23 protein-coding genes and 1 tRNA gene are annotated in these 22167 nt (G+C 63.3%); 13 read left to right on the top strand and 11 right to left on the bottom strand.

Annotated features, from left to right (window positions below):
• A partial coding sequence (locus tag EOB59_RS11625; RefSeq protein ID WP_164895631.1) for a glycerophosphodiester phosphodiesterase family protein occupies nt 1–717 on the bottom strand: 717 nt, incomplete at its 3' end.
• 97 nt (nt 718–814) lie between these two features.
• Nucleotides 815–2023, bottom strand: coding sequence for an acyltransferase (locus tag EOB59_RS11620; protein ID WP_127397416.1), 1209 nt, complete (start codon nt 2021–2023; stop codon nt 815–817).
• A 123-nt stretch (nt 2024–2146) separates the two neighbouring features.
• On the opposite strand from EOB59_RS11620, the gene speB reads away from it, so the two are divergent.
• From speB to EOB59_RS11605, 3 genes are read left to right on the top strand one after another with little or no spacing between them, the layout of a single operon-like run.
• Complete coding sequence (gene speB, locus EOB59_RS11615; protein ID WP_128288404.1) at nt 2147–3154, top strand: agmatinase; 1008 nt, start codon at nt 2147–2149, stop codon at nt 3152–3154.
• A 30-nt stretch (nt 3155–3184) separates the two neighbouring features.
• Nucleotides 3185–4111, top strand: a complete 927-nt coding sequence (argC, locus tag EOB59_RS11610) for an N-acetyl-gamma-glutamyl-phosphate reductase (RefSeq protein WP_127810687.1) — start codon at nt 3185–3187, stop codon at nt 4109–4111.
• Complete coding sequence (locus EOB59_RS11605; protein ID WP_206622045.1) at nt 4108–4950, top strand: aminoglycoside phosphotransferase family protein; 843 nt, start codon at nt 4108–4110, stop codon at nt 4948–4950. Before argC ends, EOB59_RS11605 begins: the two co-directional genes overlap by 4 nt.
• A 27-nt stretch (nt 4951–4977) precedes the next feature.
• Here the strand turns inward: EOB59_RS11605 and EOB59_RS11600 are convergent, their stop codons facing one another.
• Nucleotides 4978–6069 (bottom strand): COX15/CtaA family protein, encoded by a 1092-nt coding sequence (locus tag EOB59_RS11600; RefSeq protein ID WP_127810689.1) that lies wholly within the window; start codon nt 6067–6069, stop codon nt 4978–4980.
• A 198-nt stretch (nt 6070–6267) separates the two neighbouring features.
• Between EOB59_RS11600 and EOB59_RS11595 the strand changes: the two genes are divergently transcribed.
• Nucleotides 6268–6483, top strand: coding sequence for a DUF2842 domain-containing protein (locus EOB59_RS11595; protein ID WP_023810263.1), 216 nt, complete (start codon nt 6268–6270; stop codon nt 6481–6483).
• A gap of 15 nt (nt 6484–6498) precedes the next feature.
• Here the strand turns inward: EOB59_RS11595 and EOB59_RS11590 are convergent, their stop codons facing one another.
• Nucleotides 6499–7557: a polysaccharide deacetylase family protein gene (locus tag EOB59_RS11590; RefSeq protein ID WP_128288403.1), complete on the bottom strand. Its 1059-nt coding sequence runs from the start codon at nt 7555–7557 to the stop codon at nt 6499–6501.
• A gap of 91 nt (nt 7558–7648) precedes the next feature.
• On the opposite strand from EOB59_RS11590, the gene EOB59_RS11585 reads away from it, so the two are divergent.
• Entirely contained in the window at nt 7649–8872 is a 1224-nt protein-coding gene (locus tag EOB59_RS11585) for a GNAT family N-acetyltransferase (RefSeq protein ID WP_128288402.1), read from the top strand.
• 4 nt (nt 8873–8876) lie between these two features.
• Nucleotides 8877–9713, top strand: a complete 837-nt coding sequence (locus EOB59_RS11580; RefSeq protein ID WP_127397781.1) for a GNAT family N-acetyltransferase — start codon at nt 8877–8879, stop codon at nt 9711–9713.
• A 46-nt stretch (nt 9714–9759) separates the two neighbouring features.
• Here the strand turns inward: EOB59_RS11580 and EOB59_RS11575 are convergent, their stop codons facing one another.
• Nucleotides 9760–12030: an exopolysaccharide transport family protein gene (locus EOB59_RS11575; protein WP_127810693.1), complete on the bottom strand. Its 2271-nt coding sequence runs from the start codon at nt 12028–12030 to the stop codon at nt 9760–9762.
• 260 nt (nt 12031–12290) lie between these two features.
• On the opposite strand from EOB59_RS11575, the gene EOB59_RS11570 reads away from it, so the two are divergent.
• From EOB59_RS11570 to EOB59_RS11550, 5 genes are all read left to right on the top strand, one after another.
• On the top strand, nt 12291–12854 hold the full coding sequence (locus EOB59_RS11570) for a polysaccharide biosynthesis/export family protein (RefSeq protein ID WP_128288401.1): 564 nt from the start codon (nt 12291–12293) through the stop codon (nt 12852–12854).
• 10 nt (nt 12855–12864) lie between these two features.
• The gene (locus EOB59_RS11565; RefSeq protein ID WP_127810694.1) at nt 12865–13995 is read left to right on the top strand and encodes a glycosyltransferase family 4 protein; all 1131 of its coding nucleotides are present in this window, start codon (nt 12865–12867) and stop codon (nt 13993–13995) included.
• 94 nt (nt 13996–14089) lie between these two features.
• Entirely contained in the window at nt 14090–15625 is a 1536-nt protein-coding gene (locus tag EOB59_RS11560) for an undecaprenyl-phosphate glucose phosphotransferase (RefSeq protein WP_127267065.1), read from the top strand.
• The gene (locus EOB59_RS11555; protein ID WP_127397444.1) at nt 15622–16890 is read left to right on the top strand and encodes an O-antigen ligase family protein; all 1269 of its coding nucleotides are present in this window, start codon (nt 15622–15624) and stop codon (nt 16888–16890) included. The genes EOB59_RS11560 and EOB59_RS11555 overlap by 4 nt, the downstream gene beginning before the upstream one ends.
• A gap of 56 nt (nt 16891–16946) precedes the next feature.
• A tRNA-Pro gene (locus EOB59_RS11550) sits at nt 16947–17023 on the top strand.
• A 116-nt stretch (nt 17024–17139) separates the two neighbouring features.
• Here EOB59_RS11550 and EOB59_RS11545 read toward each other — a convergent pair.
• Nucleotides 17140–17601: a YbaK/EbsC family protein gene (locus tag EOB59_RS11545; protein ID WP_127810695.1), complete on the bottom strand. Its 462-nt coding sequence runs from the start codon at nt 17599–17601 to the stop codon at nt 17140–17142.
• Nucleotides 17602–17788: 187 nt separating this feature from the next.
• A complete protein-coding gene (locus EOB59_RS11540) occupies nt 17789–18073 on the bottom strand; it encodes a helix-turn-helix transcriptional regulator (protein WP_128288400.1) in 285 nt (94 codons plus the stop codon).
• A gap of 284 nt (nt 18074–18357) precedes the next feature.
• On the opposite strand from EOB59_RS11540, the gene EOB59_RS11535 reads away from it, so the two are divergent.
• Nucleotides 18358–18972 carry a hypothetical protein gene (locus EOB59_RS11535; RefSeq protein ID WP_128288399.1) on the top strand — a complete coding sequence of 205 codons (615 nt, stop codon included), beginning with the start codon at nt 18358–18360 and terminating at the stop codon, nt 18970–18972.
• 200 nt (nt 18973–19172) lie between these two features.
• Nucleotides 19173–19364 carry a hypothetical protein gene (locus EOB59_RS35265; protein ID WP_164781747.1) on the top strand — a complete coding sequence of 64 codons (192 nt, stop codon included), beginning with the start codon at nt 19173–19175 and terminating at the stop codon, nt 19362–19364.
• Between the two features lie 334 nt (nt 19365–19698).
• Here the strand turns inward: EOB59_RS35265 and EOB59_RS11525 are convergent, their stop codons facing one another.
• The 4 genes from EOB59_RS11525 to EOB59_RS11510 form a co-directional block, all read right to left on the bottom strand.
• On the bottom strand, nt 19699–20001 hold the full coding sequence (locus EOB59_RS11525) for a hypothetical protein (protein ID WP_127270978.1): 303 nt from the start codon (nt 19999–20001) through the stop codon (nt 19699–19701).
• A gap of 93 nt (nt 20002–20094) precedes the next feature.
• Nucleotides 20095–20634 (bottom strand): MerR family transcriptional regulator, encoded by a 540-nt coding sequence (locus EOB59_RS11520; RefSeq protein WP_128288398.1) that lies wholly within the window; start codon nt 20632–20634, stop codon nt 20095–20097.
• A 125-nt stretch (nt 20635–20759) separates the two neighbouring features.
• Nucleotides 20760–21083, bottom strand: coding sequence for an integration host factor subunit alpha (locus EOB59_RS11515; protein ID WP_013532231.1), 324 nt, complete (start codon nt 21081–21083; stop codon nt 20760–20762).
• Between the two features lie 103 nt (nt 21084–21186).
• Complete coding sequence (locus tag EOB59_RS11510) at nt 21187–22158, bottom strand: beta-ketoacyl-ACP synthase III (protein WP_127320649.1); 972 nt, start codon at nt 22156–22158, stop codon at nt 21187–21189.
• Nucleotides 22159–22167 lie beyond the last annotated feature (9 nt).

Raw genomic sequence — 22167 nt, 5'->3', positions numbered from 1 at the left:
GTTGATCAGCTCGATTGCGCGCGGCGAAAAGGCATGGCCGACCGTCCGGGCGAAGCCGGCATCACGCACCGCGTCATCGGCGATGATCGGCATGAACTGGAAGCCGCCGCCGATAGCGGTCATTGCCGCCTGGACCGTGGTGATCCGGTTCTGGTTCCACAAATTCTCCTTGACGATAACCTGCTCGGCCATGCCGAGATCGCGAGCCACCGCGATCATGCCCGAGAGGTCGCCGACGTCGAGCTTGTTGTCGAGGTTGATGAGGGTCCTGTCCCTGGTCGCCATCAGCATCTCGCGCAGCGTCGAGACTGTTTCACCCGTCACCGCACCGGTGCCTTCGACCACCAGCCTGCAGGTCTTCAGTTCGGCCAGGGTGTATTTGACCACCTCGCCCTTGCAGGTGGTGGTGCGGTCGAGCCAGCTGTCATGCATGACGACGAACTCACCGTCCTTCGAGCGCCTGATATCGACCTCGACGATTTCTGCGCCCATGGCGATCGACCCCTTCACGGCGGCAATCGAATTTTCCGCGTAGAGCGTCTTGCCCGCCTGCATGCTGCCGGCGCGATGCGCGACCACCATGACGTGGTCGCGCCACTGGTTGGCGTGCTCGAAGCGGTCAAGAATCTGCCTGGCGCGGGTCTCGCCGGCCAATGACTGGTCAGAAAAGGCCACAAGTGCCGAGGAAAACAGAAGGCTCAGCCAGATGGTCCGCATCGAGAATCGCTCCTTGCCGGATCGAGATCGGGATAGGCGACCCTCGTGACATCCAGGTGAACGAAGCCGGCTAGCGGTTGTTCGCGGGGAGTGCGCGTCAGATGCGTTTCGAGAGCCGGCGGAACCACGCCATGGCCGGCATCTCGACAAAACGCCAGGTGATCCAGGAGGCGGCAATGGTGGCCGCGAGCATGACGACGATCGCCAATGCTCCGGTCCAGCCGGCGCCGAAGCCGGTGGCAGGCTGGCCGCGCAGCATGAAATCGCCCATCAGGCCGAGGCCGAGCTTGCGCTCGACGAGCCCGGCGATGTTGATCAGGCGCGCCTGGACGAAAATGTGGACCATGTAGATCGAGTAGGACAGCGCGCCGAGCGTCAACATGAACGGGGTTCTCAGCAAGGCGCTGATCCAGCCGCCCTCATGGGCGAACAGGAACAGCGCCAGCGCGAACACCAGGGGTGCCGCGATGCCGAAATCATTGCCGCCCGCCAGCGAGACGAAAAGCACGATGACGGTCACCATGACGATTTCGGCAAGGGTCCAGTCCATCCGCGGGCCGCTCCTGGCGAGGGCCTGTCGCGCCCCTGCAATGGAATCATGCTGAAACCAGGCCAGCAAGGCGCCGAGCGAGAAGCCGTACAGGCAGCGGATGAAGCCGAAATCGAAGGACACATCCATATGATGGGTCGAGAAACCGAGCAGGAACAGCGGCGCGGTGACGGCGGCGGCGACGAACCATATCCAGGCGCGCGCGCCGGCGACGAAGACCACGCCAGCAAACAGGAGATAGGCGAAGAACTCGGCCGAAATGCTCCAGCTTGGCGCATTCCAGGTCAATTGATCCTCGAAACCGACACCCTGGAGCAGAAGAAGATTGGCAAGCAGGCTGCCGAGGTCGAAGCCTCCGCTGAAGGGGGCAGCCCCGGTGCCGTGCAATTGCGGCAGCATCAGCCGCAGCAACTCGAAGCCGGCGAAGGCGGCAAGCATGAGCAGATGCAGCGGGTAGATGCGGCCGAAACGGACCAGTGCGAAGCGCGCGACCTGTTCCGGCTGGTTCAGCCGATCGCCGTAGCTGCTGGCGATGACGAAACCGGAGAGGACGAAGAAGAAATCGACGAACAGGTAGGACGAACCGATGAAGGCGCTTTGCGAAATCGTCGAAGCGGTCGGAAAGTGAAACAGCGCCACCAGAAGCGCGCAGATGCCGCGCCACGAATCGAGCACCAGGAAGCGTTCGCCGGCGACCGTGCCGGTGCGGGCCGACGCCACGACAAGGGTGGGGTTGAGAAACGCGGTCTGCGTCATGATGATACAATCCTGTCTTGCCGTGGCACTCGGGCAGCGCCATTCCGTCTCGCCAAGCTGTGACTGGCATCTTCCGTGCCGGTTCTGTAGTTGTTGCACCCCGATGAAAAACGAGGATCCGTAATGGCGAACAACAACATCGACAACGCCTTCACCGCCCGTTCCAAAACGGGCGCCGCGTTCGAGCCGACCTATTCCGGCGCGCTGTCGTTCATGCGCCGCAAATACACAAAAGACGTGAAGGGCGCGGACGCGGTGGTGTGGGGTATTCCCTTCGATGCCGCCGTCACCAACCGGCCGGGCGCCCGCTTCGGGCCGCAGGCGATCCGCCGCGCCTCGGCGATCCTCGATAACGACCCGCAATATCCGTTCTCACGCGATTTGTTCGAGCATCTGGCGGTGGTCGACTATGGCGATTGCCTGCTCGATTCGGGCAATCACCAGAAGACACCCGGCACGATCGAACGTGAAGCAGCCAAGATCCTGAAATCCGGCGCCTTCCTGCTGACGCTCGGCGGCGATCATTTCGTCACCTGGCCGCTGCTCAAGGCGCATGCCGCCTTCCATGGTCCGCTCGCCTTGGTGCAGTTCGACGCCCATCAGGACACCTGGCCGGACGACGGCAAGCGCATCGACCACGGATCCTTCGTCGGCCGCGCCGTCAAGGAAGGCATCATCGACCCCGACCGCTCGATCCAGATCGGCATCCGCACCCATGCACCCGACACGTTCGGCATCAAGATCCTCCATGGCCATGAAATCGAGGAGATGCGGGCGTCCGATATCGCCTACGCCATCGTCGACCGCACCGGCGGCAAGAAGACCTACCTCACCTTCGACATCGACTGCCTCGATCCGGCCTACGCGCCTGGCACAGGCACGCCAGTTGCCGGCGGGCCGTCCTCGGCGAAGATCCTGTCGACGCTGCGCCAACTCAACCAGATCGATATTGTCGGTGCCGACATCGTAGAGGTTGCGCCGGCCTATGATCACGCCGATATAACGGCGATCGCCGGCTCGATGGTGGCCATGCAATATCTCGGCCTGCTGGCTGAGCGAAAGGCCCGGCTTGAAGAGTTGAACAACGGCAACCACAATGGTGCCGCAGTGATTCAAGGTCAGGGCATATAATCTTGAAATATCAGGGAATTTGATCAACCCATGAAACCGAAAATCTTCATCGACGGCGAACACGGCACCACCGGCCTGCAGATCAGGGCGCTGCTTGCCGAGCGCATTGATCTGGAGATCATTTCCATCCCGACCGAACGCCGCAAGGAAACGGCGGCGCGCGCCGAGTTTCTCAACGCCGCCGATGTCGCGATCCTGTGCCTGCCTGACGACGCGGCGAAAGAAAGCGTCTCGCTGATCGCCAACGACACCACCAAGGTCATCGATGCGTCGACCGCGCATCGCGTGGCGGAAGGCTGGGCGTATGGTTTCGCCGAGATGGACAAGGACCAGGCAAAGGCGATCGCCTCGGCAAAACGCGTCGCCAATCCAGGCTGCTGGCCGCAGGGACCGATCGCCACGCTACGGCCGCTGGTCACGTCAGGCCTGCTGCCGGCGGATTTCCCGATCACCGTCAACGGCATTTCGGGCTATTCGGGCGGCGGACGGCCGATGATCGAGGACTATGTCGCCAAGGGCGAGGAAGCCTCGGAATTCCTGCCCTACGGCCTCACGCTTCAGCACAAGCACGTGCCGGAATTGAGGGCCTATGCCAGGCTGTCGCATGATCCGATCATGCAGCCGGCGGTCGGCAATTTCGCGCAAGGCATGATCACCGTGGTGCCGTTGCAGCTTGGCAGCCTCGACCATGTGCCGACCGGTGCGGAGCTGCATGCGGCGATTGCCGACCATTTCGCCGCCATCAAGGGCGGCGTGGTCGAAGTGGCGCCCTATGCGCATTCGGAGCGCATGCCGGAGATCAATCCCGAGGTCTACAACGGCACCAACCGGATGAAGGTCTATGTCTTTGCCAATGACAAACGGGCGCAGGCCCTGCTGCTGGCGGTCTATGACAATCTTGGCAAGGGTGCCTCGGGTGCCGCCGTGCAGAACATGGACCTGATGCTCGGCCTCTGATGGACGCGCCAGCCTTTCCGGCGCGCTGGAAAGTCAGCGCGCCCGAACTCATTGCCGAGACCTTTTCGAGCCGCATCTGGAAGGTTTTGCGCGAAGACGGGTCGCCGGCGATCGTCAAGGCGCTCAAGCCTTTCGACGACGTCGCCGACGAGTTGCGCGGCGAGCATTATCTCGCCTGGCGGCGCGGCGAAGGCGCGGTGCGCCTGCTCGGCCGCGACGGCCACAGCATGCTGCTGGAATATGCCGGTGAAACGCTGCTTCAGCAAGTTCTCGACGAACAGGGCGACTTTGTAGCGACCGCAATTGCGGCCGAGGTGATGGCGAAGCTGTTTTCACAGGGGAAAGACCCCTTCCCGCCCGAACTTCAGCCGCTCCGGGAACGCTTCGCCAGCCTGTTCAACAAGGCGAATGCCGATCGCGACGCCGGCCATGACGGCCTCTATGTCGAGGCCGCCACTATTGCCGACCGGCTGCTGACCGATCCGCACGATATCAGGCCACTGCATGGCGACCTGCATCACGAGAACATCCTGCACGGACCGCGCGGCTGGCTGGCTATCGATCCGAAGGGCGTGCTCGGCGACCCCGGCTTCGATGCGGCGAACATGTTCTACAACCCGCTCGAGCGGGACGATCTCTGCCTCGACCCCGAGCGGATCGCTGGTATGGCCGGGATCTTTGCCAACACTCTGGGCCAGACACCGGCCGCTATCCTTGATCATGCCATCGCCTATGGCTGCCTTTCGGCATCCTGGCATCATGAGGACGACAATGCGGTCGAGGAGAACCGCGAATTGTCGGTCGTCAAGGCGATCCGGGCGGTACGGGCAAGCTTCTGATCCGGACCCGGTAGATCAGCTCCAAGATCAGCCCCTGAGCGCTATTCCCGCCGGCAAGGGATAGGCGCCCTTGGTGCCGCGCCAGTGTGCGGCGGCAAAACCCAGCACGATCAGCGCAAATCCCTGATGGGTCAGCGCCATATGCAGCGGCACATGCATCAGCAGCGTGCCGATGCCGATCGAAGCTTGGACCAGCACCAGTAGAAACAGCAGCGTCGCGCGCCGCGCATGCGTTGTTTCAGGCAGCCGCCGGCGCGTGGCGATCATGTGCCACAATACCACGACGAATACCGTGTAGGCGCCAAACCGATGGACGAACTGCACCGTCTTCGGGCTCTCGAAGAAGTTGCGCCACGCCGGCTCGAGGATCAGCAGATCGCCAGGGATGATCTTGCCGTCCATCAACGGCCAGGTGTTGTAGCTTAAGCCCGCGTCGAGCCCGGCGACCAGGCCGCCGAGATAGATCTGGATCAGCGCCAGCAGCACGATGAACCCGGCCAGCCTCTGCGTCGACCGATCGGCGGCGGGTTCGGAATGCGGCGCCAATCCTCGCGCGACCACCATGGTGGCGGTGAAGATCAGCGCGGCGAGTGTCAGGTGGGTCGCCAGCCGGTACTGGCTGACGGAGACCCGGTCGACCAATCCTGAAGCCACCATCCACCAGCCGATGGCGCCTTGCAGGCCGCCGAGCAGGAGAATGCCCACCAGCTTCGCTCCCAGGCCGCGTTCGATGCGGCGCGTCGCCCAGAAGAACAGCAGCGGCAGGGCAAAGACCAGGCCGACGCTGCGCGCCAGGATGCGGTGCGCCCATTCCCACCAGAAGATCGACTTGAACGCCTCGATGCTCATGCCCTTGTTGAGCTCGGCATATTGCGGGATCTGCTGGTAGAGCTGGAATTCCTCTTGCCACTCGGCATCGTTGAGCGGCGGGATCACGCCATGGATCGGCTTCCACTGCGTAATCGACAGGCCGGAATCGGTGAGCCTTGTGGCGCCGCCGACCAGCACCAGCGCAAACAGCACCAGAAGCACCACATAGAGCCAGCCGCGCAGCAGCGCCCGGTTATGCAGGTCGCGGTCGCGGGCGACGTATGGCGCGGCAGCTGATATGGCAGCCATGATCTTGTCCCGGCAGGTTGATTTGGCGGATTGGTGGACCATCGCACCCGTGCTGGCAAGACCATACGGCGCGGCACGCCGTCGCGCCGCGTCTCACCGGTTGCACAGTCTCGCCTCAAGGCCTATGCGAGGCCGATACCCCTTGAGCCTGCCAGGCCTCTTGTGCGAATTCCGGCATGCTCGATCAGGAGACCAGCCATGCCCCTGCGCCTGAAAAAGCTGATCGGAATGTTTCTGCTGGTCGCGCTGGTCATCGTCTATGCGCTGGTCGCATCGATCTTCGCGGTCGCCCGGCTGTCGGAGTCGGGTCCGTGGGTGCATTTCCTGTTCTTCCTGCTCAGCGGCCTGCTCTGGGTGCTGCCGGCAATGGGCATCATCAAATGGCTGATGCTGGAGCCGAGGGCCAAGCGATAGGCGAAACCGCCAGCGTCAGATGGTGACGACCATCTTGCCGGCGTTGGCGAGCGGCGTCGTCACGCCCGACAGCATGGTGCGGATGTGGGCGAGGCTCTGGTAGCGGCCGTTGACGGAAATGCGCGGCAAGGCGTGCAGGAACCCGGCATGCTCGGCGCGCAGCACGCCGTGGCGCGTCGTCACGGCGGAGGTATAGCCTGCGTCGCGGGCAAAGCCGACCTCGCGGCAGCCGACAGCGCTGGCATAGCCATAGGGATAAGCGAAATGGCGGGGCATTTCGCCCAGTTCGGCCTGCAACATGGCGCGCACGTCGCCAACCTCGTGCCGGGCATCGGCTTCTGAGAGCCGCTTCAGATTGCTGTGGTTGATCGTATGGGCGCCGATCGTCACCAGCGGATGCGCGGCGATGCGACGGATTTCATCCCAGCTCATCAATGTGCGCAAGCGTGGGCCGTCGGCGTCGATGCCGTTTGCGCGAGCCAGGTCACGCAACACGGCCTGCAGGTCCTCCTCGCGGATTTCGGAGGTGAGATAGGCGTGCAGGCGTGCATTGGCCTGCAGCTTTTTCGCGGGGGTCGAGCAATCGATCGTCAGCGGACCATTCGGCCGCGTCAGCGTGAGGATATCGCGCGCGTTGACGATGTCCTCGACCACATCCCACCACAGGTCGGCGGTGCCGTTGATCAGCCCGGGCGCGACATAGATGGTGATTGGCGCGCCATGCTTCTCCAGCACCGGCAGCGCCTCGGTCATGTTGTCGCGATAGGCGTCGTCGGCGGTGATCGTGGCAAACTGACCGCCCTTGCCGCCTGCTTTGATGCGCTCAACGGCTTCGTCCATGGAGACGAAGGCATAGCCATGCGCCTTCATGTCCGCGATCATGGCGTCAAGGAAGCCGGGCGCGATATTCAGATGCCGGTTGACGCTGTCCGGCTTTTCCGGCGTCGCGGTAACACGGTGCAGCATCAGGATGGCGCCAATGCCGCCGATGAACGGCTTGGCCAGCGGTGCAAGGCCGGTATAGCGGGCGACGTTCAGCGCCAGTTTCCGGATTGCCTCCCCGCCGTCGATCATTCATTCACCTTTTGCGCCTAGGCTGATCCAAGCACGGAATGCGCCTATGCGAACCCCCAAATCGCGATCAATACGTCTTAAGGATTGAGGTATGGTTGACGCAACCGCGTCATTTGACGGCAATCGGCTTGCGGCCACCGAGGCATCGTCGCGCCCCTTGCCACGGGACCATGCCGGCCTGTCGATTTCAGTGGCGTCCACGGACGGACTCGCGGCCTATGCCGAGTTCTGCCGCTCGGCTCTGTTTGGGCCGGCGCAGAGTGCTGCCTGGGTCCAGAACTGGGCGGCCGAGACACGACCGGACCTGCTCGTCGCGACGCTGAGTGCCGAGGGCAAACCGGTTTTCTCGCTGGCGCTGGAGGTTGCCGCCAGGGGGCCGTTCCGGATCGCCCGCTTCATGGGTGGGCGCCACGCCAACGGCAACTTCGTCGCCGCGGACCCGAACTGGCTGGCCAAAGCGGATATACCGGCCCTCCGATCGGTGCTGGCGGCCATCGCCAAGGCACGCCCGGACATCGATCTGGTCGCGCTCGAGAGGTTGCTGCCCGATCTCGACGGCGTCGCCAATCCGCTCGCATCGCTTGAGCATTTTTCCAGCCCCAACCTGTCGCTGGCCGTCGATCTCGCCGGCGGCTTCGATGCGCTGCTTTCCCGCGCCAGCGGCAAACGCAAACGCAAGAAGCACCGGTCGCAGATCCGGAAATTCGAGGCCGTAGGCAGCTATCGGCGCATCGGGGCCCGCACCCCCGACGAGGTGGGCAGACTGCTCGACGCCTTCTTCGAGATGAAGGAACTCCGCTTCCGCAAGATGGGCATCGCCAATGTTTTTGGCGACGCACAGGTACGCGGCTTCTTCCGCGCGCTGTTCATGCAGGCGCTTGCCGAGGACAGGCCTTCCTTCGTGCTGCACGGGCTCGAGGTTGCCGGCAAGCTGCGCGCCATCACCGGTTCAAGCCGCTTGGGCAAACGCCTGATCTGCGAATTCGGAGCGATCGCCGAGGACGATCTTGGGCACGCCAGCCCCGGCGACTTCCTGTTCTTCGACAACATCCAGGAAGCCTGCGAGACCGGTTTCGAGGTCTATGACTTTTCGGTCGGAGATGAGCCTTACAAGCGGCTGTGGTGCGATATCGAAACGCGGCATTTCGAAGTGCTGGTCCCCTTGACCGTGAAGGGCCGCATGCTGGCGCTGACGCTTCGGCAAGGCGCACGGCTGAAGGCCTTCGTCAAGAACAGCCCGACGATCTGGAAGCTGACCAAAGTGCTGCGCCGCAAAGCCGCCGGCCAGGCAGCGCCCGCGGAAGAAGATAGCTGACGCCATGAAGCCGATCATCCGCACACTGTCCCTGCAGGAACTGGCGCTTCTCGTCGACTGGGCGGCCGCGGAAGGCTGGAACCCAGGTCATGAAGACCCGGCGATGTTCCAGGCCGCGGACCCCGAAGGCTTCATCGGCGCCTTTGTCGGCGACGACATGGTCGCGGCAATTTCGGCCGTGGCCTATGGAAGCGAATTCGGTTTCATCGGCCTCTACATCTGCCGGCCTGACATGCGCGGCATGAGCTACGGCAAGGCCGTGTGGGACGCCGGCATGAAAAGGCTCTCGGGCCGGACTGTCGGCCTCGACGGCGTCGCCGAGCAGCAGGCCAATTACCGGCGCAAGGGCTTCGCGCCGGCCTATGAGACCATCCGCTTCACCGGGCGCATGGCAGGCCAGCCGGTCAGGGCCGATGGGTTGCGGATGATTACGACGCAGCTCCTGTCCGGCATCGTCGCCTATGACGCCCATTGTTTTCCGGCGCCCCGAGGCACCTTTCTGAAGCGATGGCTGCAGGAGCCGCATCATGGGTTGGCGGCGATCAATTCGCGCGGCGCGACCGGTTTTGGCGTGGCGCGCAGTTGTCGATCCGGCTTCAAGATCGGCCCGCTGTTTGCCGACGATATAGAAATCGCTTTGCAACTCCTGGAGGGACTGGCCGGTGCCTGCGAGGGCGGCGAGATGCACATCGACGTCCCCGCCGATAACGCCGGCTTCATAACTGCGCTCGATGCGGCCGGCTTTGCGCCGACCTTCACCACCACGCGCATGTACAAGGGTCCTGCCCCGGAATTGGACCTGCGAAGGGTGTTCGGCGTAACGACGCTTGAACTGGGATAGATCGGGCGAACCGCAGAACGGCCCCGCCGGCGATCCGGGGCTCCCCTCAGGCAGCGGCAGTGCGCCTTCCCGGCACCGGATTGCCGGGCGGTTCGTGGCCGAGCGGCGTCACCAGCGTGAGGTCGGGGTAGCCGTTCTCGATCAGCTTGACCGCAGCCTGCGTCACCTCATCGTCGGCCTCCAGCATGGAGAGAAAGACCTCGGTGGCATCGCCGGTCAGGCGGCCGATGCCTTGCGCGTCGGCCGGTCCGCACTCGACCACGACCAGGTCGTAGGCTGTCGTCAGCGACTGCATGATGATCGGCAGCCGGTCGGCGGCACGCATGGCACGAACCGGATCGGCGGTTCCGACCGGGATGACGTGACAGTCCGAATAGAGATCGGCATGGATGACGTCACTGAACTGCGCTTCCGAAGCGAGCAGGTTGGTGATGCCGGGGAAAAGCCCGCTGTCCAGCATCGGCCGCGAGGCGGCCCCCGACGCGGTGAGGTCCAGCAACAGCACGCGCAGCCCGGCGTCGGCGACCTCGCGCGCCACCAGGATCGCGGATGCAGCCGCCTCGTCGCCTTCCGGCGAGACGAATATGGCGCGCGCCGCACCGCTGGAGATCAGCTTTTCGGCAGCCTTCTCGATATCGATCTCGCCCAGGGTGGAACGCGCCGGTTCGGGCTCGACAGCCGTCTGCTCTGTCGCCGTCGTATCGGGCATTGCGACCACATCCGGTGCCTCGGCCATGGCCGGCATTCCGGCGGCATAGGGCTCCGCATCTGTTTCATCCGCACGTTCAGGCAGCTCCTGGCCAACCAAGGGGTCCTGCAGGACGGCAGGCTCGTGGCGGACAAATGGCTTGGCGACCGGCGCCTGCGCCACCTGGGGCATCGCGACCTCATCGATCCGTTCGAAACGGGAACCGCTCGCCGGCCGCATCGCGCGGCCTGAAAACAACTCCCGCAGAAGCGTCACGATCGCCATGATCAGCAGCGATGCGGCGAAAGCCGCGCCGACGATCGGCCCGACCTTCGGGAAATAGGCCTCGGAGGGAACCGAAGCCTTCGAGGCGATCCGCGCGTCGACCGGCAGATAGTTGCGATCCTGGCGCGAAGCGGCTTCGCGGTAGTTGGTCAGGTACAGCTCGAGTTGCTGTCGCTTGGCGGTCGCGTCGCGCTGCAGTGCGTCGAGATCGACCTGTTGTTCGCCGGCCTGCGCCGAAGCGGCTTTCAATGTGTTGACGTCTGCGACAAGCTGGTTCTCGCGGGCCTTTGCCGTCTCGGCCTGCATCAACAGGCCTTTCATGATCTTCTGGGCCTCGCTGCGGATCTGTGCGTCGAGATCGGACAGTTGCGATTTCAGCGCGCGAATGCGCGGATGGTTGCCTAGCAGTGTCGTCGACAGATCGGCGATGTTGGAGCGCAATTCGACCTGTCGCTCACGCAAGCGCTGGATCAGGTCCGACGACAGAACCTCCGGCACAGCATCCAGCGAACCGCCATTCTGCAGCGCCCTGCGCACGCCGTCGGCGGTCGCTTCGGCCGCGGCGCGGTTGGCGCGCACTTTCGACAGTTCGCTCGACAGTTCCGAAAGCTGCTGGGTGGCCAGCACCGAATTGTTGCCACCCATCAAAAGATCGGACTGGGCGCGATAGGCGGCGACCTTCGCCTCGGCATCCTTGACCTGCCGCTGCAGGTCGGCGATCTCGGGCGCCAGGAAGTCTGCCGCGGCGCTGTTCGATTCGAGCTTGGCCGCCCCTTGCCCCGCTATATAGGCGGCGGCGATGGCGTCCGGTACGGCGGCCGCGAGCTTGGGATCTTCCGATGAGAATTCGATGGCAATGATGCGGGTCTTCTCGACGCCATAGACGTTGAGCTTCTCGTGCATTTTCTTGAGCACGCGCTCTTCCGTCGGAATTTCCATCGGGTCGCTTTTCAGGCCGACCAGGACCAGAGCGCGGCTCAGCGCCGACATGTCGAGCGCTTCATTGAACTCGGGCAGTTTTTCCAGACCAAGCTTTTGCGAGACCTGCTTGAGGATTTCGTTGGAGGAAATGATCTGGACCTGGGTGGCGACGCCCTGTTCGTCGAGGATAGGCTTGTCGGTGTCGTTGTTGTTGCTGGCCGGCCGCGTGTAGATGGATTCGCGCGGCGCGATCTCCACCTGCGTCTCGGCCTTGTAGTGCCGGGTTGCCAGCGAGGCGAAAGCAAAGGCCAGCCCGGTTGCCAACAGGACGACGAGGACTATACGCAGCCAGTTCCTCGCCAGGCTGGCGAAGAGCTGCCTGAGATCGACATCGACATCTGCGGCCGCGGACTGAACGGACATGCATCCCTACTCCGATACTGGGTCAGCACGCACCGTAAACAACTATGGTAACTCAGCCGTTAAGATCGTGGTAAGTTTCCGTTAGGGTTTACTGGCGGGCGGCAAACAAAACCGCCAAGAATCACAAAAACTCTTGCCGATGCGCCACGCGTCGGCCGCTCCCTTTACCGGCCATTAACCCTAACAGGATGATAACGGGCCTCGATCCCTGATGTTTGCTGCGACGCCGCAGCGGCCCAGTCGAAGGTACTTGTCCGGTCATGAAAAGCACTGCTTCCCTGTTTCGCGCGCTGCTTGCCGTATCGATGCTGGCTGGCTGTTCCAGCTACCGGCCGACGCCGGCCGCCTTCCATGAGGTGCTCGATCAGCCCTACCGTCTTGGCGCCGGCGACCGCGTCCGCGTGACCGTGTTCGAGCAGGACGGGCTGACCAACACCTACAGTGTCGATCAATCCGGCTATCTCTCCTTCCCGCTTGTCGGCGCCATACCGGCGCGCGGCCACACCGCGCAGCAGATGGAAAAGGAGATCGCCGACAAATTGCGGCAAGGCTATCTGCGCGATCCCGACGTTTCGGTCGAGATCGACCGCTACCGGCCGATCTTCGTGATGGGCGAAGTGGGTGCCGCCGGCCAATATTCCTATGTTCCCGGCCTGACGGTGCAGAAGGCAATCGCCATTGCCGGCGGCTTCACGGCGCGCGCCAACCAGGAAAGCGTCGACATCACCCGCGACATCAACGGCAAGGTGATGACCGGCCGCGTGGTCACCTCCGACCCGCTGCTGCCGGGCGATACGGTCTACGTCCGCGAACGTCTGTTCTGACAGATACCAAGTGGCGGACAGGCTCAGGATCGTCCATTGCTTTCGCTCACCCGTCGGAGGAATTTTCCGGCATGTGCGCGACCTGGCCGAGGCGCAGGTCGCCGCCGGGCATTCGGTCGGCATCGTCTGCGATTCGACGACGGGCGGCGCGTTCGAGGAACATTTGTTCGAGCAGATGAAGGGCATGCTGGCGCTCGGCATTCATCGCACGCCGATGCAGCGCCATGTCGGTCCCGGCGACCTTGCCTCGGCTTGGCGCACATACAGGATCATCAAGGAATTGCGGCCGGACGTACTGCATGGGCACGGCGCCAAGGGTGGCGCCTATGCCCGTCTGTTCGGCTCATTGTTGCGGGTATCAAGGTCTCGCGTAGCCCGCCTTTATTCGCCGCATGGCGGCTCGCTCCACTATGACGAGAGCACGGTCATCGGAAAGCTGTTCTTCGCGCTCGAGCGATTCATGGCTCGCTTCACCGACTATCTGCTGTTTGTCTCGGACTATGAGCGGCGGACCTATCGCCACAAGGTTGGCGAGCCTCCCATTCCCAACACCCTCGTCTATAACGGCCTGCGCGCCACTGAATTCGAGCCGGTGATCACCGAGCCCGACGCAGCCGACCTGCTTTATATCGGCATGATGCGCGACCTGAAGGGACCGGATATCTTCATCGACGCATTGGCCCTTGCCGGCCCACGGTTCGGCCGCGCGCTGACCGCGGTGATGGTCGGCGACGGCGACGACCTTCTGCGTTACCACGGGCAAGTGAAACGCCTCGGGCTCGAGCGCCATGTCCGCTTTCTGCCGCCGATGCCGGCCAGGGAGGCCTTTGCCCTTGCCGCGCTTATCATCGTTCCCTCGCGCGCCGAAGCCATGCCCTATATCGTCCTGGAAACGCTTGCCGCGGGAAAGCCGATGATCGCAACCGCGGTCGGCGGCATCCCGGAGATATTCGACACCGGTTCCCCTGCCCTGATCCGACCTGACCCGATCGAGCTCGCCGACAGGATGAGCCAGGCGCTGGCCGACCCGGTCGCCTATCGCGACCTGATGCCCGATAGCGCCAACCTCAAGGCACGCTTCGGCGCCGATGTGATGGCCGCCGACATCGAGAAGGCCTATTTCGCAGCGCTCGACAGGTAGGCACAGGGCCAAGCCGTTCCAAAGCCATACGTTGTTTCAAGGGTTTCTTAGCTCTCTTTTGCTATGACCGTGGGGAAGTTTGCGGAAAGCCCTCATGAACGAGATCGACCCCGCGCGCCGCTTTTCAGCAGAGGCGGTGCGTAAATTCGACGGCCCGGCCGATGGCGACACGCCAAGCGGCATGAACGATGTCGCCCGCCAGGTCGCCTCGCAGTACCGGCGCGATACGATGTCACCGATCATGGTCAGCGGTGTCCTGCGCATGGTCGAATTCGGCTTGCTGTTCCTGTCCGGGCTCGCCGTCTATTTCCACTATGTCGGTTTCTTCAATTATCTCGCCTGGCAATATCCGGTGACGATCGCAGCCGGCTCGTTCCTCGCCGTGGTGCTGCTCGACGTCACCGACTGCTACCAGATCGTCGCCCTGATGCGGCCCATCGCCAATTTCGGCCGCGTGCTGCTGGTCTGGGCCGGCACATTCGCCCTGATGGCGCTGACGGCATTCGTCATGAAGATGTCGCAGGACTATTCGCGCCTATTGTTCGGCAGTTGGTTCGTCATCGGCTTCGTTCTCATCTTCGGCCTCAGGCTGGTGATGTCGAAGCTGATCCGGGCCTGGGCGCGCGATGGCCGCATGGAGCGGCGCGCCGTCATCGTCGGCGGCGGCAAGGCGGCGGAAATCCTGATCCGCTCGGTCGAAAAGCAGCCCTACAACGATATCCGCATCTGCGGCATCTTCGACGATCGCGGCGACAAGCGCTCGCCGCCCATCGTCGCCGGCTACCCCAAGCTCGGCACCATTTCGGAACTGATCGAGTTCGCCCGCATCGCCCGCATCGACATGCTGATCGTATCGCTGCCGCTGACCGCCGAATCGCGCGTTCTGCAGCTGCTGAAGAAGCTGTGGGTGCTGCCGGTCGACATCCGGCTATCGGCACATTCCAACGCGCTGCAATTTCGCCCGCGCGCCTATTCCTACATCGGCGCGGTGCCGATGCTCGACATCTTCGACAAGCCGATCAACGACTGGGATTCGGTCGCCAAACGCGCCTTCGACATCGTCTTCAGCCTGATCGGCATCGTCGTGTTCTCGCCGGTCATGCTGGCGACCGCCATCGCCATCAAGCTCGACAGCAAGGGTCCGGTGCTGTTCCATCAGAAGCGGCACGGCTTCAACAACGAGATCATCGAGGTCTACAAGTTCCGCTCGATGTATACGGACAAGGCCGACCCGACCGCCAAGCAGACGGTGACCAAGAACGATCCTCGCGTCACCCGCGTCGGCCGCTTCATCCGCAAGACCTCGATAGACGAGCTGCCGCAGTTCTTCAACTCGCTGCTCGGTTCGCTGTCGCTGGTCGGCCCGCGTCCGCATGCCATCGCCGCGCAGTCGCACAACCTGCTCTACAACGAGGTGGTCGACGGCTATTTCGCCCGCCACAAGGTCAAGCCCGGCGTCACCGGCTGGGCGCAGATCAATGGCTGGCGCGGCGAGATGGACACCAACGAGAAGATCCGCATGCGGACCGAGTATGATCTCTACTACATCGAGAACTGGTCGCTGCTGTTCGATTTGCGGATCCTGTTCCTGACGCCGCTCCGGCTGCTCAATACGGAAAACGCCTATTGAGTGCAATCAGCCATGATCTGCCGCGCGCGGCGGTCAACGCCAAGCTGGTCGCGCTGATTTCGTCGGGCGCGGTCTTCCTCGGCATTCTGCTGTCGGGCTTCGTCATCAGCGAGCCGGCGCCCTATGAGCTCTACATGGCCGGCCTGATCGCCATCTGGGCGCTTTTCGGCCTGAGGATTTCCCGCGCGGCCACGCCGCTGCTGGTGCTACTGGTGATGATGAACATCGGCGGCATGATCTCCATGACGCAGATGGCGGACCTCGCCAACACGCCGCTCTATCTCGCCGTGTCGCTGTTTCTCGCCTTCAGCGCGGTGTTCTTCGCATCGATCACCGCCGTACAACCGAGCCTATACCGGCTGATCTTCATTGCCTATGTGGTCTCGGCCGTGGCCACCTCGCTGCTTGGCATTGCAGGCTATTTCCATGCCTTTCCGGGCGCGGAGATGTTCACCAAATACGATCGCGCCGCCGGCGCCTTCCAGGACCCGAACGTGTTCGGCCCGTTCCTGGTGCTGCCCGGCATCTATCTACTCTATCTGCTTTTGACCGGACCGGCGACACGCATGCCGCTGCTGGCGGTGCCGCTGCTGATCATCACCGCCGGCATCTTCTTCTCCTTCTCGCGCGGCGCCTGGGGCATGTTCACCGTCTCGGCCGTCCTGCTCACCGGCTGCCTGTTCCTGCAGAGCGCCAGCGGCAAGTTCCGGCTGCGTGTGGTGGTGATGACGATTGCAGCACTGGCGCTGCTGGTCATCGCCATCATCGTCATCCTGCAGCTGCCCGGCGTGTCGGAGATGTTCTCCAACCGTGCCCAGCTCGAACAGAGCTACGACACCGCCCGCCTCGGCCGCTTCGCCCGCTACGGGATCGGCTTCCAGATGGCGATGGAGCATCCGTTCGGCATCGGCCCGCTGGTCTTCGGCACGATCTTCGGCGAAGACACCCACGACATCTGGCTGAAGATGCTGATGGATTATGGCTGGCTCGGCTTCGTGTCGTTCCTGGCGCTCGTCTTATGGACGATAGCAGCCGGCTTCCGCATCCTGCTGCGCGACCGGCCGTGGCAGCCCTATCTCCTGTGTGCCTATGTCGCCTTCATCGGCAATATCGGGCTCGGCACCTTCATCGACATCGACCACTGGCGCCATGTCTACCTGCTGCTCGGCCTGATCTGGGGCGCCATCGCGCTGGAATACAGGCACCAACGGCTGTTGCGGCCTGCCTTGCAGGGCTCGCCGGCACCGGCAATCGCAGCGGTATAAAAGTCGCGGAATTCGGTTGACCCGCACGGGGTTATCACGATACATCGCGACCGGTCCGGAGTGTAGCGCAGCCCGGTAGCGCACTTGACTGGGGGTCAAGGGGTCGTCGGTTCGAATCCGGCCACTCCGACCAATTCAAAGCAGGACTTTCCCCCGAAGTCCGCCCCTCCAGATGCCCCGGTCAGCCCGGCCAAATCTCGGATCGGGGCACCATGTCCTGTGCGCTTGAGCTCCGGCTTGGTGCTAATGCTACCTCTGGCACACATCCACCCACTCAGCGCCGGTAATCTCAACCATGCGCTGCGGCGCAATCCGCACCGCGGCGTTGGTGGCGCCTGCCGCAGGCACCACCTCTTCAAACTCGCGCAGCGATACGTCGAAATAGACCGGCAGCGGCGCCGGCAGGCCGAACGGGCAGACGCCGCCGACCGGATGGCTGGTCGCTTCGACAACTTCGGCGGCGTCGAGCATGCGCGGCTTGCCGCCGAACTGGTCCTTGAACTTACGGTTGTCCAGCCTGGCGATGCCGCTGGTCACCACCAGCATGGCGCGGTCGCCGACGCGCAGGCAGATCGTCTTGGCGATCTGGGCCGGCAGCACGCCATGCGCCTCGGCCGCCAACATCACCGTCGCCGAGCTCGCCTGCGTGACGATGACGTCGATGTCGGGCGCGTGGGCGGCGAAGAAGGCACGAACGGATTCCAGGCTCATATCGAAAACCCATGGCTCAAAAAGCTTGATGGACGGCAGATTGCGGTTCGGCAGCCGGGGGCCGCCGCGCGTATAAGCACGTGCGATAGACGGATCGGCAAGCCCCAGGCTGAAGCAGACGCTGCGGCAGGTACAAAGAAACCCGCCAAGGAGCCTTGGCGGGTTCTCTGGAATGCGTGGTGCGGATCTACGCCAGCGATCGGCCTTGCGCCGCCGGCGTCGGCGCAGCCGGGGTGATCAGAGCCTCCTGGGGAAGGTGAAGCGCGGACACAATACGACGCAGCTTCGACGGGTCGGTCACTCTGCCGCTTTCGATATCCTCAATCTCGTCCACCGCCAGGCCGCATGTCAGGGAGAGCTCTTCCACGCTGTAACCGCGGGTCTCCCGCATCGCTCTGAGGGTATTGTAATCTGGCCCGCTTCCGTTGGTTGCCGGTTCGGAGTGGGCTTCGCTTTTCGCATTATGGGGCATTGGCAACTCCATGACTGAAAGAGTTTGATCAAATGAGGAGTGTTGCCTGAGACGGTCGGGAAGATGCCCTCTCGCCGGCGATTTGCCAAGAGCCAAAAGGGCCGTCACGGGATCGTGAACCAGGTGCCTGGCGCGGCCCTCTCGCGCACACGTCGCGATCAAGTTGTTTTGAAGGTCCGATCAGCCTTTTGCCGGCAGTTTCGCCGCGCTCGTTCGTTATCTCCGGGTCGCTGGCGTGAAACCATCCGGTTCCAGCCGGCTCGTTCCCGGAAGGATTTTTTGCAATGAACCTGAAGACAGTCATGGTCGTGCTCGGCACGATTTCCAGCCTTTCCGTCGCCGGCGCGGGCGCCGCCCAGGCCGCAGACGCGCTGCGTGTGCGCGGCACGGTGGTCAGTTTCGAGCCCACGCTGCTCACCGTGAAAACGCGCCAGGGCGATACCGATGCGATCGAGCTCAAGGCTGGCTGGAAGATCTCGGGCGTCGCCAACGCCTCGGCAAAGGATATCAAGCAGGGCGATTTCCTCGGCATTGCCTCTGTTTCGAAAGCGGATGGCGGCAGCGGCGCCCTGGAGGTGGTGGTCTTTCCGGCCGCGCTGAAAGGCACTGGCGAGGGCGACCGTCCCTGGGACCTGCAGCCAAACAGCCGGATGACCAACGGCACCGTCGCCGACGTTACCGATATAAGCGGGCGATCCGTCACCCTGACCTATGACAATGGCAAGACCAAGAAGATCTCGATCCCCGACACCACGCCCGTCGTGACCTTCGCGCCGGCGACGCCTACCAACCTCAAGCCGGGTGCGACGGTCTTCGTCACCGCTAAGCGGGGCAGCGACGGCGCGCTGAGCGCCAGCCGCGTCGTGGTCGGAACCAACGGCGTCGTGCCACCGATGTAGTCGAACAGGCGGCCCAATGGCCGTCTCTCTCGATCTTGCCGTGCATGGTGGCGGGAGGCTGGATTGGGCAGAAACAGTCCAGAAACAAAATTCTACAATCGGGAAATACTGACGAAAAAATTCAGGCGCGTAATTCCATTCGCGGCGGCCGGGCTATCGCCTCGATCCATATGCGCCCGCGAAACAAAAGGAAACCATCCATGAAGAAGTCCCTCCTCTCGGCCCTCGGGCTTGCAGTTGCATTGGCTTTCACGGTGCCCGTCATCGGCGCGACGAGCGCGGATGCGGCCCCGATGGCCAAGCATCATCGTCACCACCATCATCACCGCCACCATGTCCGCCACCACCATCATCACCGCCACCACCACCATGTGATCGGAAACAAGGCCTAAGCACCGCAGACTGCCACCGAGAAGACCGGCCTTGGCTTCCTGTCCAAGGCCGGCTACTCCGCCCCGCGAGGCTCGATCTCGGACTGGATCAACAATTCACGCAAATCCACGCCGCGACGTCGTCGTCTATCCCGGCGCTGGTATGGCACCACGACCAATCCGGCATTCGCCAGCGAAATCGAGCGGCTCTGGCGGCTCGACCAATCGCATTGCGCCGGCGGCACAGAGGTGCGAGGCGCCTCCAGCGACAACAGACATAGCCGACCGCAAGGAAAACGACGGGGGCGAGCCGTCACTTCTCCTGCTCGTATCCCCGGGATTTGGGTTCTAGAATTCAGCGCCGGCTGAACAGCAGACTGGCGACAAGACCGAGCACCACAAGGCCCACCGCCGCGGCAGCCGCCGGATGGTCGCGGGCCGACCTCTCGATCACCCTGCCCTGTTTACGGATTGCCGGCATGGCGTCGCGCAGGCGCCCGGCGAGATCGGAATAGGTGTCCAGCGCGGCATCGCGACCGTCCTCGTAATACGCGCCGCCTCGCCTTGCCACGGCCCTCTTCAAGCTGGCCAGTTCCTTGGTAAGAGCCGCGACCTGCCTGTCGAGATCGATGTCGGAGAGGGTCGAAAATGATGCCATTGGTATGTTTCCTTCACTTGCAGAAGGAAGCGTAACGCCTCACCGGAAGACGGGTTCCGGCTTTCGAACTATCGATGTCGCGTCGGGCCGCGGTCAGCGCACCTGGTCAAGCAGGCGCTTGCATTCCAGGAGGTCGAACAGCGCCTCCTGCAGCAAGGCCCTGTTGTCGCGCGAGAGTCTCGATGCATCCGGCTGCACCGGACCGTCCTCGTCGCTCTTGCCCAGGCCGAAAAAGCGGCGGCTGGGCTTCACCCGCGGCTGGCCAACCAGTTCGTCGTCCATGCCGCGCGGCTGAGCCGCCGGCGTCAGCGGCACTTGGTCAGCCTGCTTTCGCTGCGAGATCGCCTCTACGGCGGCCATGTCGCCATTGCCGATGGCAACCAGGAAATGGTTGCCGTTCTCGCGCAACAGCTTCTGCACGCCCTTGATTGTGTAGCCCTGGTCGTAGAGCATGTGGCGGATGCCCTTGATCAGCTCGACATCCTGCGGCCGGTAGTAACGACGGCCGCCGCCGCGCTTCATCGGCTTGATCTGGTTGAAACGCGTTTCCCAGAAGCGCAGCACATGCTGCGGCAGATCGAGATCTTCGGCGACCTCGCTGATGGTACGAAAGGCGTCGGGGCTCTTGTCCATGGGCGAATCCTCACGCTGGACGATGATCCGGCCTACCTGCCGAATCGGGGCTTATTTCAGCGGTTTATGAAGCAATATTCAAGCCCGGCGTCATGGCGGCGACGGTTTTCAACCGCGCAGTAGGACTACTTGCCGCTTTTGGCCTTGCCGCTCTGATGGGAGCGCAAGATACGGCTCTTCAGCACATTCGACGACTTGAAGGTCATCACCCGACGCGGCAGGATCGGCACTTCCTCGCCGGTCTTGGGATTGCGGCCGATGCGTTCGTTCTTGGAGCGGACGTGGAATGTCGCGAAGGACGACAGCTTCACCGTTTCGCCGCGCACGATGGCTTCGCAGATTTCATCCAGCACCGCTTCGACGAGTTCGGCCGATTCAGTGCGCGACAGGCCGACCTTCCGGTAAACTGCCTCGGCAAGGTCGGCGCGCGTAAGTGTCTTTCCCCCCATGCGACCGTCCCATCAGCTCAAAACATAAAATTCGGCACAACAACGGCAGAGCCTAAGTAATTGATCCGTCAAGGTCAAGGACCGAAACTGGACCGTTCAGCACTTACCAGCGAACCAGGACAGCGCCCCAGGTGAAGCCGCCACCCATCGCTTCCAGGAGGACGAGATCGCCCTTCTTGATGCGGCCGTCGGCGACGGCCACCGACAGCGCCAACGGCACGGAAGCAGCCGAGGTGTTACCGTGCAAATCGACCGTAACCACCACCTTTTGCTCAGCTATCCCGAGCTTCTTGGCGGAAGCGTCAATAATTCGTTTATTGGCCTGGTGGGGCACGAACCAGTCGAGATCATCGGCCGAGATACCGGCTTGCGCGAACGTCGCCTCGATGACATCGGTGATCATGCCGACCGCGTGCTTGAAGACTTCGCGGCCCTCCATCCGGAGGTGGCCGACCGTACCCGTGGTCGACGGCCCGCCGTCGACGAAAAGCTTGTCCTTGTGCGTGCCGTCGGAGCGCAGGCTGGCCGCCAGAACGCCATGGTCGGCGATCGCGCCCGTCCCCTCGCCTGCTTCCAGGATCATGGCACCGGCGCCGTCGCCGAACAGCACACAGGTCGAGCGGTCGCTCCAGTCGAGGATGCGCGAGAATGTTTCCGAACCGATCACCAGGACACGCTTGGCCAGGCCGCCGCGGATGTAGAGATCGGCGGTGGTCACGGCATAGACGAAGCCCGAACAGACCGCCTGCAGGTCGAAGGCAAAGCCGTGATGCATGCCGAGCCGGTTCTGGATCTCGACGGCAGTGGCCGGGAACGTGTTGTTGGGCGTCGAGGTCGCCAGCACGATCAGATCGATGTCGGCGGGCGTGAGGCCCGCATTGGCAAGTGCGGCACGTGCCGCTGCTTCCCCCAGCGAAGCCGTGGTCTCGTCGTCACCAGCGATATGGCGCTGGCGAATACCGGTACGCTGGGCGATCCACTCGTCGGAGGTCTCGACCATGCCTTCGAAATCGGCATTCTTCATGATTCGGCGGGGCAGCGCGGCGCCCGTGCCGCGCACGACTGATCTGATCAAAGTTCTTTC

Origin of the sequence: Mesorhizobium sp. M7A.F.Ca.MR.176.00.0.0, from assembly GCF_004023165.1 — a bacterium.
Classification (GTDB): Bacteria; Pseudomonadota; Alphaproteobacteria; order Rhizobiales; family Rhizobiaceae; genus Mesorhizobium.
The sequence above is the reverse complement of the archived record's forward strand: the minus strand, read 5'-3'. Positions and strand labels throughout refer to the sequence as shown.

Excerpts from the sequence above, each read along its gene's own strand:
- EOB59_RS11590 (WP_128288403.1), bottom strand. The coding sequence starts at position 7,557 with ATGATCGACGGCGGGGAGGCAATCCGGAAACTGGCGCTGAACGTCGCC.
- speB (WP_128288404.1), top strand. The coding sequence starts at position 2,147 with ATGGCGAACAACAACATCGACAACGCCTTCACCGCCCGTTCCAAAACG.
- EOB59_RS11515 (WP_013532231.1), bottom strand. The coding sequence starts at position 21,083 with ATGGGGGGAAAGACACTTACGCGCGCCGACCTTGCCGAGGCAGTTTAC.
- EOB59_RS11600 (WP_127810689.1), bottom strand. The coding sequence starts at position 6,069 with ATGGCTGCCATATCAGCTGCCGCGCCATACGTCGCCCGCGACCGCGAC.
- EOB59_RS11540 (WP_128288400.1), bottom strand. The coding sequence starts at position 18,073 with ATGCCCCATAATGCGAAAAGCGAAGCCCACTCCGAACCGGCAACCAAC.
- EOB59_RS11520 (WP_128288398.1), bottom strand. The coding sequence starts at position 20,634 with ATGGACAAGAGCCCCGACGCCTTTCGTACCATCAGCGAGGTCGCCGAA.
- argC (WP_127810687.1), top strand. The coding sequence starts at position 3,185 with ATGAAACCGAAAATCTTCATCGACGGCGAACACGGCACCACCGGCCTG.
- EOB59_RS11525 (WP_127270978.1), bottom strand. The coding sequence starts at position 20,001 with ATGGCATCATTTTCGACCCTCTCCGACATCGATCTCGACAGGCAGGTC.
- EOB59_RS11585 (WP_128288402.1), top strand. The coding sequence starts at position 7,649 with ATGGTTGACGCAACCGCGTCATTTGACGGCAATCGGCTTGCGGCCACC.
- EOB59_RS35265 (WP_164781747.1), top strand. The coding sequence starts at position 19,173 with ATGAAGAAGTCCCTCCTCTCGGCCCTCGGGCTTGCAGTTGCATTGGCT.
- EOB59_RS11575 (WP_127810693.1), bottom strand. The coding sequence starts at position 12,030 with ATGTCCGTTCAGTCCGCGGCCGCAGATGTCGATGTCGATCTCAGGCAG.
- EOB59_RS11560 (WP_127267065.1), top strand. The coding sequence starts at position 14,090 with ATGAACGAGATCGACCCCGCGCGCCGCTTTTCAGCAGAGGCGGTGCGT.
- EOB59_RS11620 (WP_127397416.1), bottom strand. The coding sequence starts at position 2,023 with ATGACGCAGACCGCGTTTCTCAACCCCACCCTTGTCGTGGCGTCGGCC.
- EOB59_RS11535 (WP_128288399.1), top strand. The coding sequence starts at position 18,358 with ATGAACCTGAAGACAGTCATGGTCGTGCTCGGCACGATTTCCAGCCTT.
- EOB59_RS11545 (WP_127810695.1), bottom strand. The coding sequence starts at position 17,601 with ATGAGCCTGGAATCCGTTCGTGCCTTCTTCGCCGCCCACGCGCCCGAC.
- EOB59_RS11570 (WP_128288401.1), top strand. The coding sequence starts at position 12,291 with ATGAAAAGCACTGCTTCCCTGTTTCGCGCGCTGCTTGCCGTATCGATG.
- EOB59_RS11580 (WP_127397781.1), top strand. The coding sequence starts at position 8,877 with ATGAAGCCGATCATCCGCACACTGTCCCTGCAGGAACTGGCGCTTCTC.
- EOB59_RS11595 (WP_023810263.1), top strand. The coding sequence starts at position 6,268 with ATGCCCCTGCGCCTGAAAAAGCTGATCGGAATGTTTCTGCTGGTCGCG.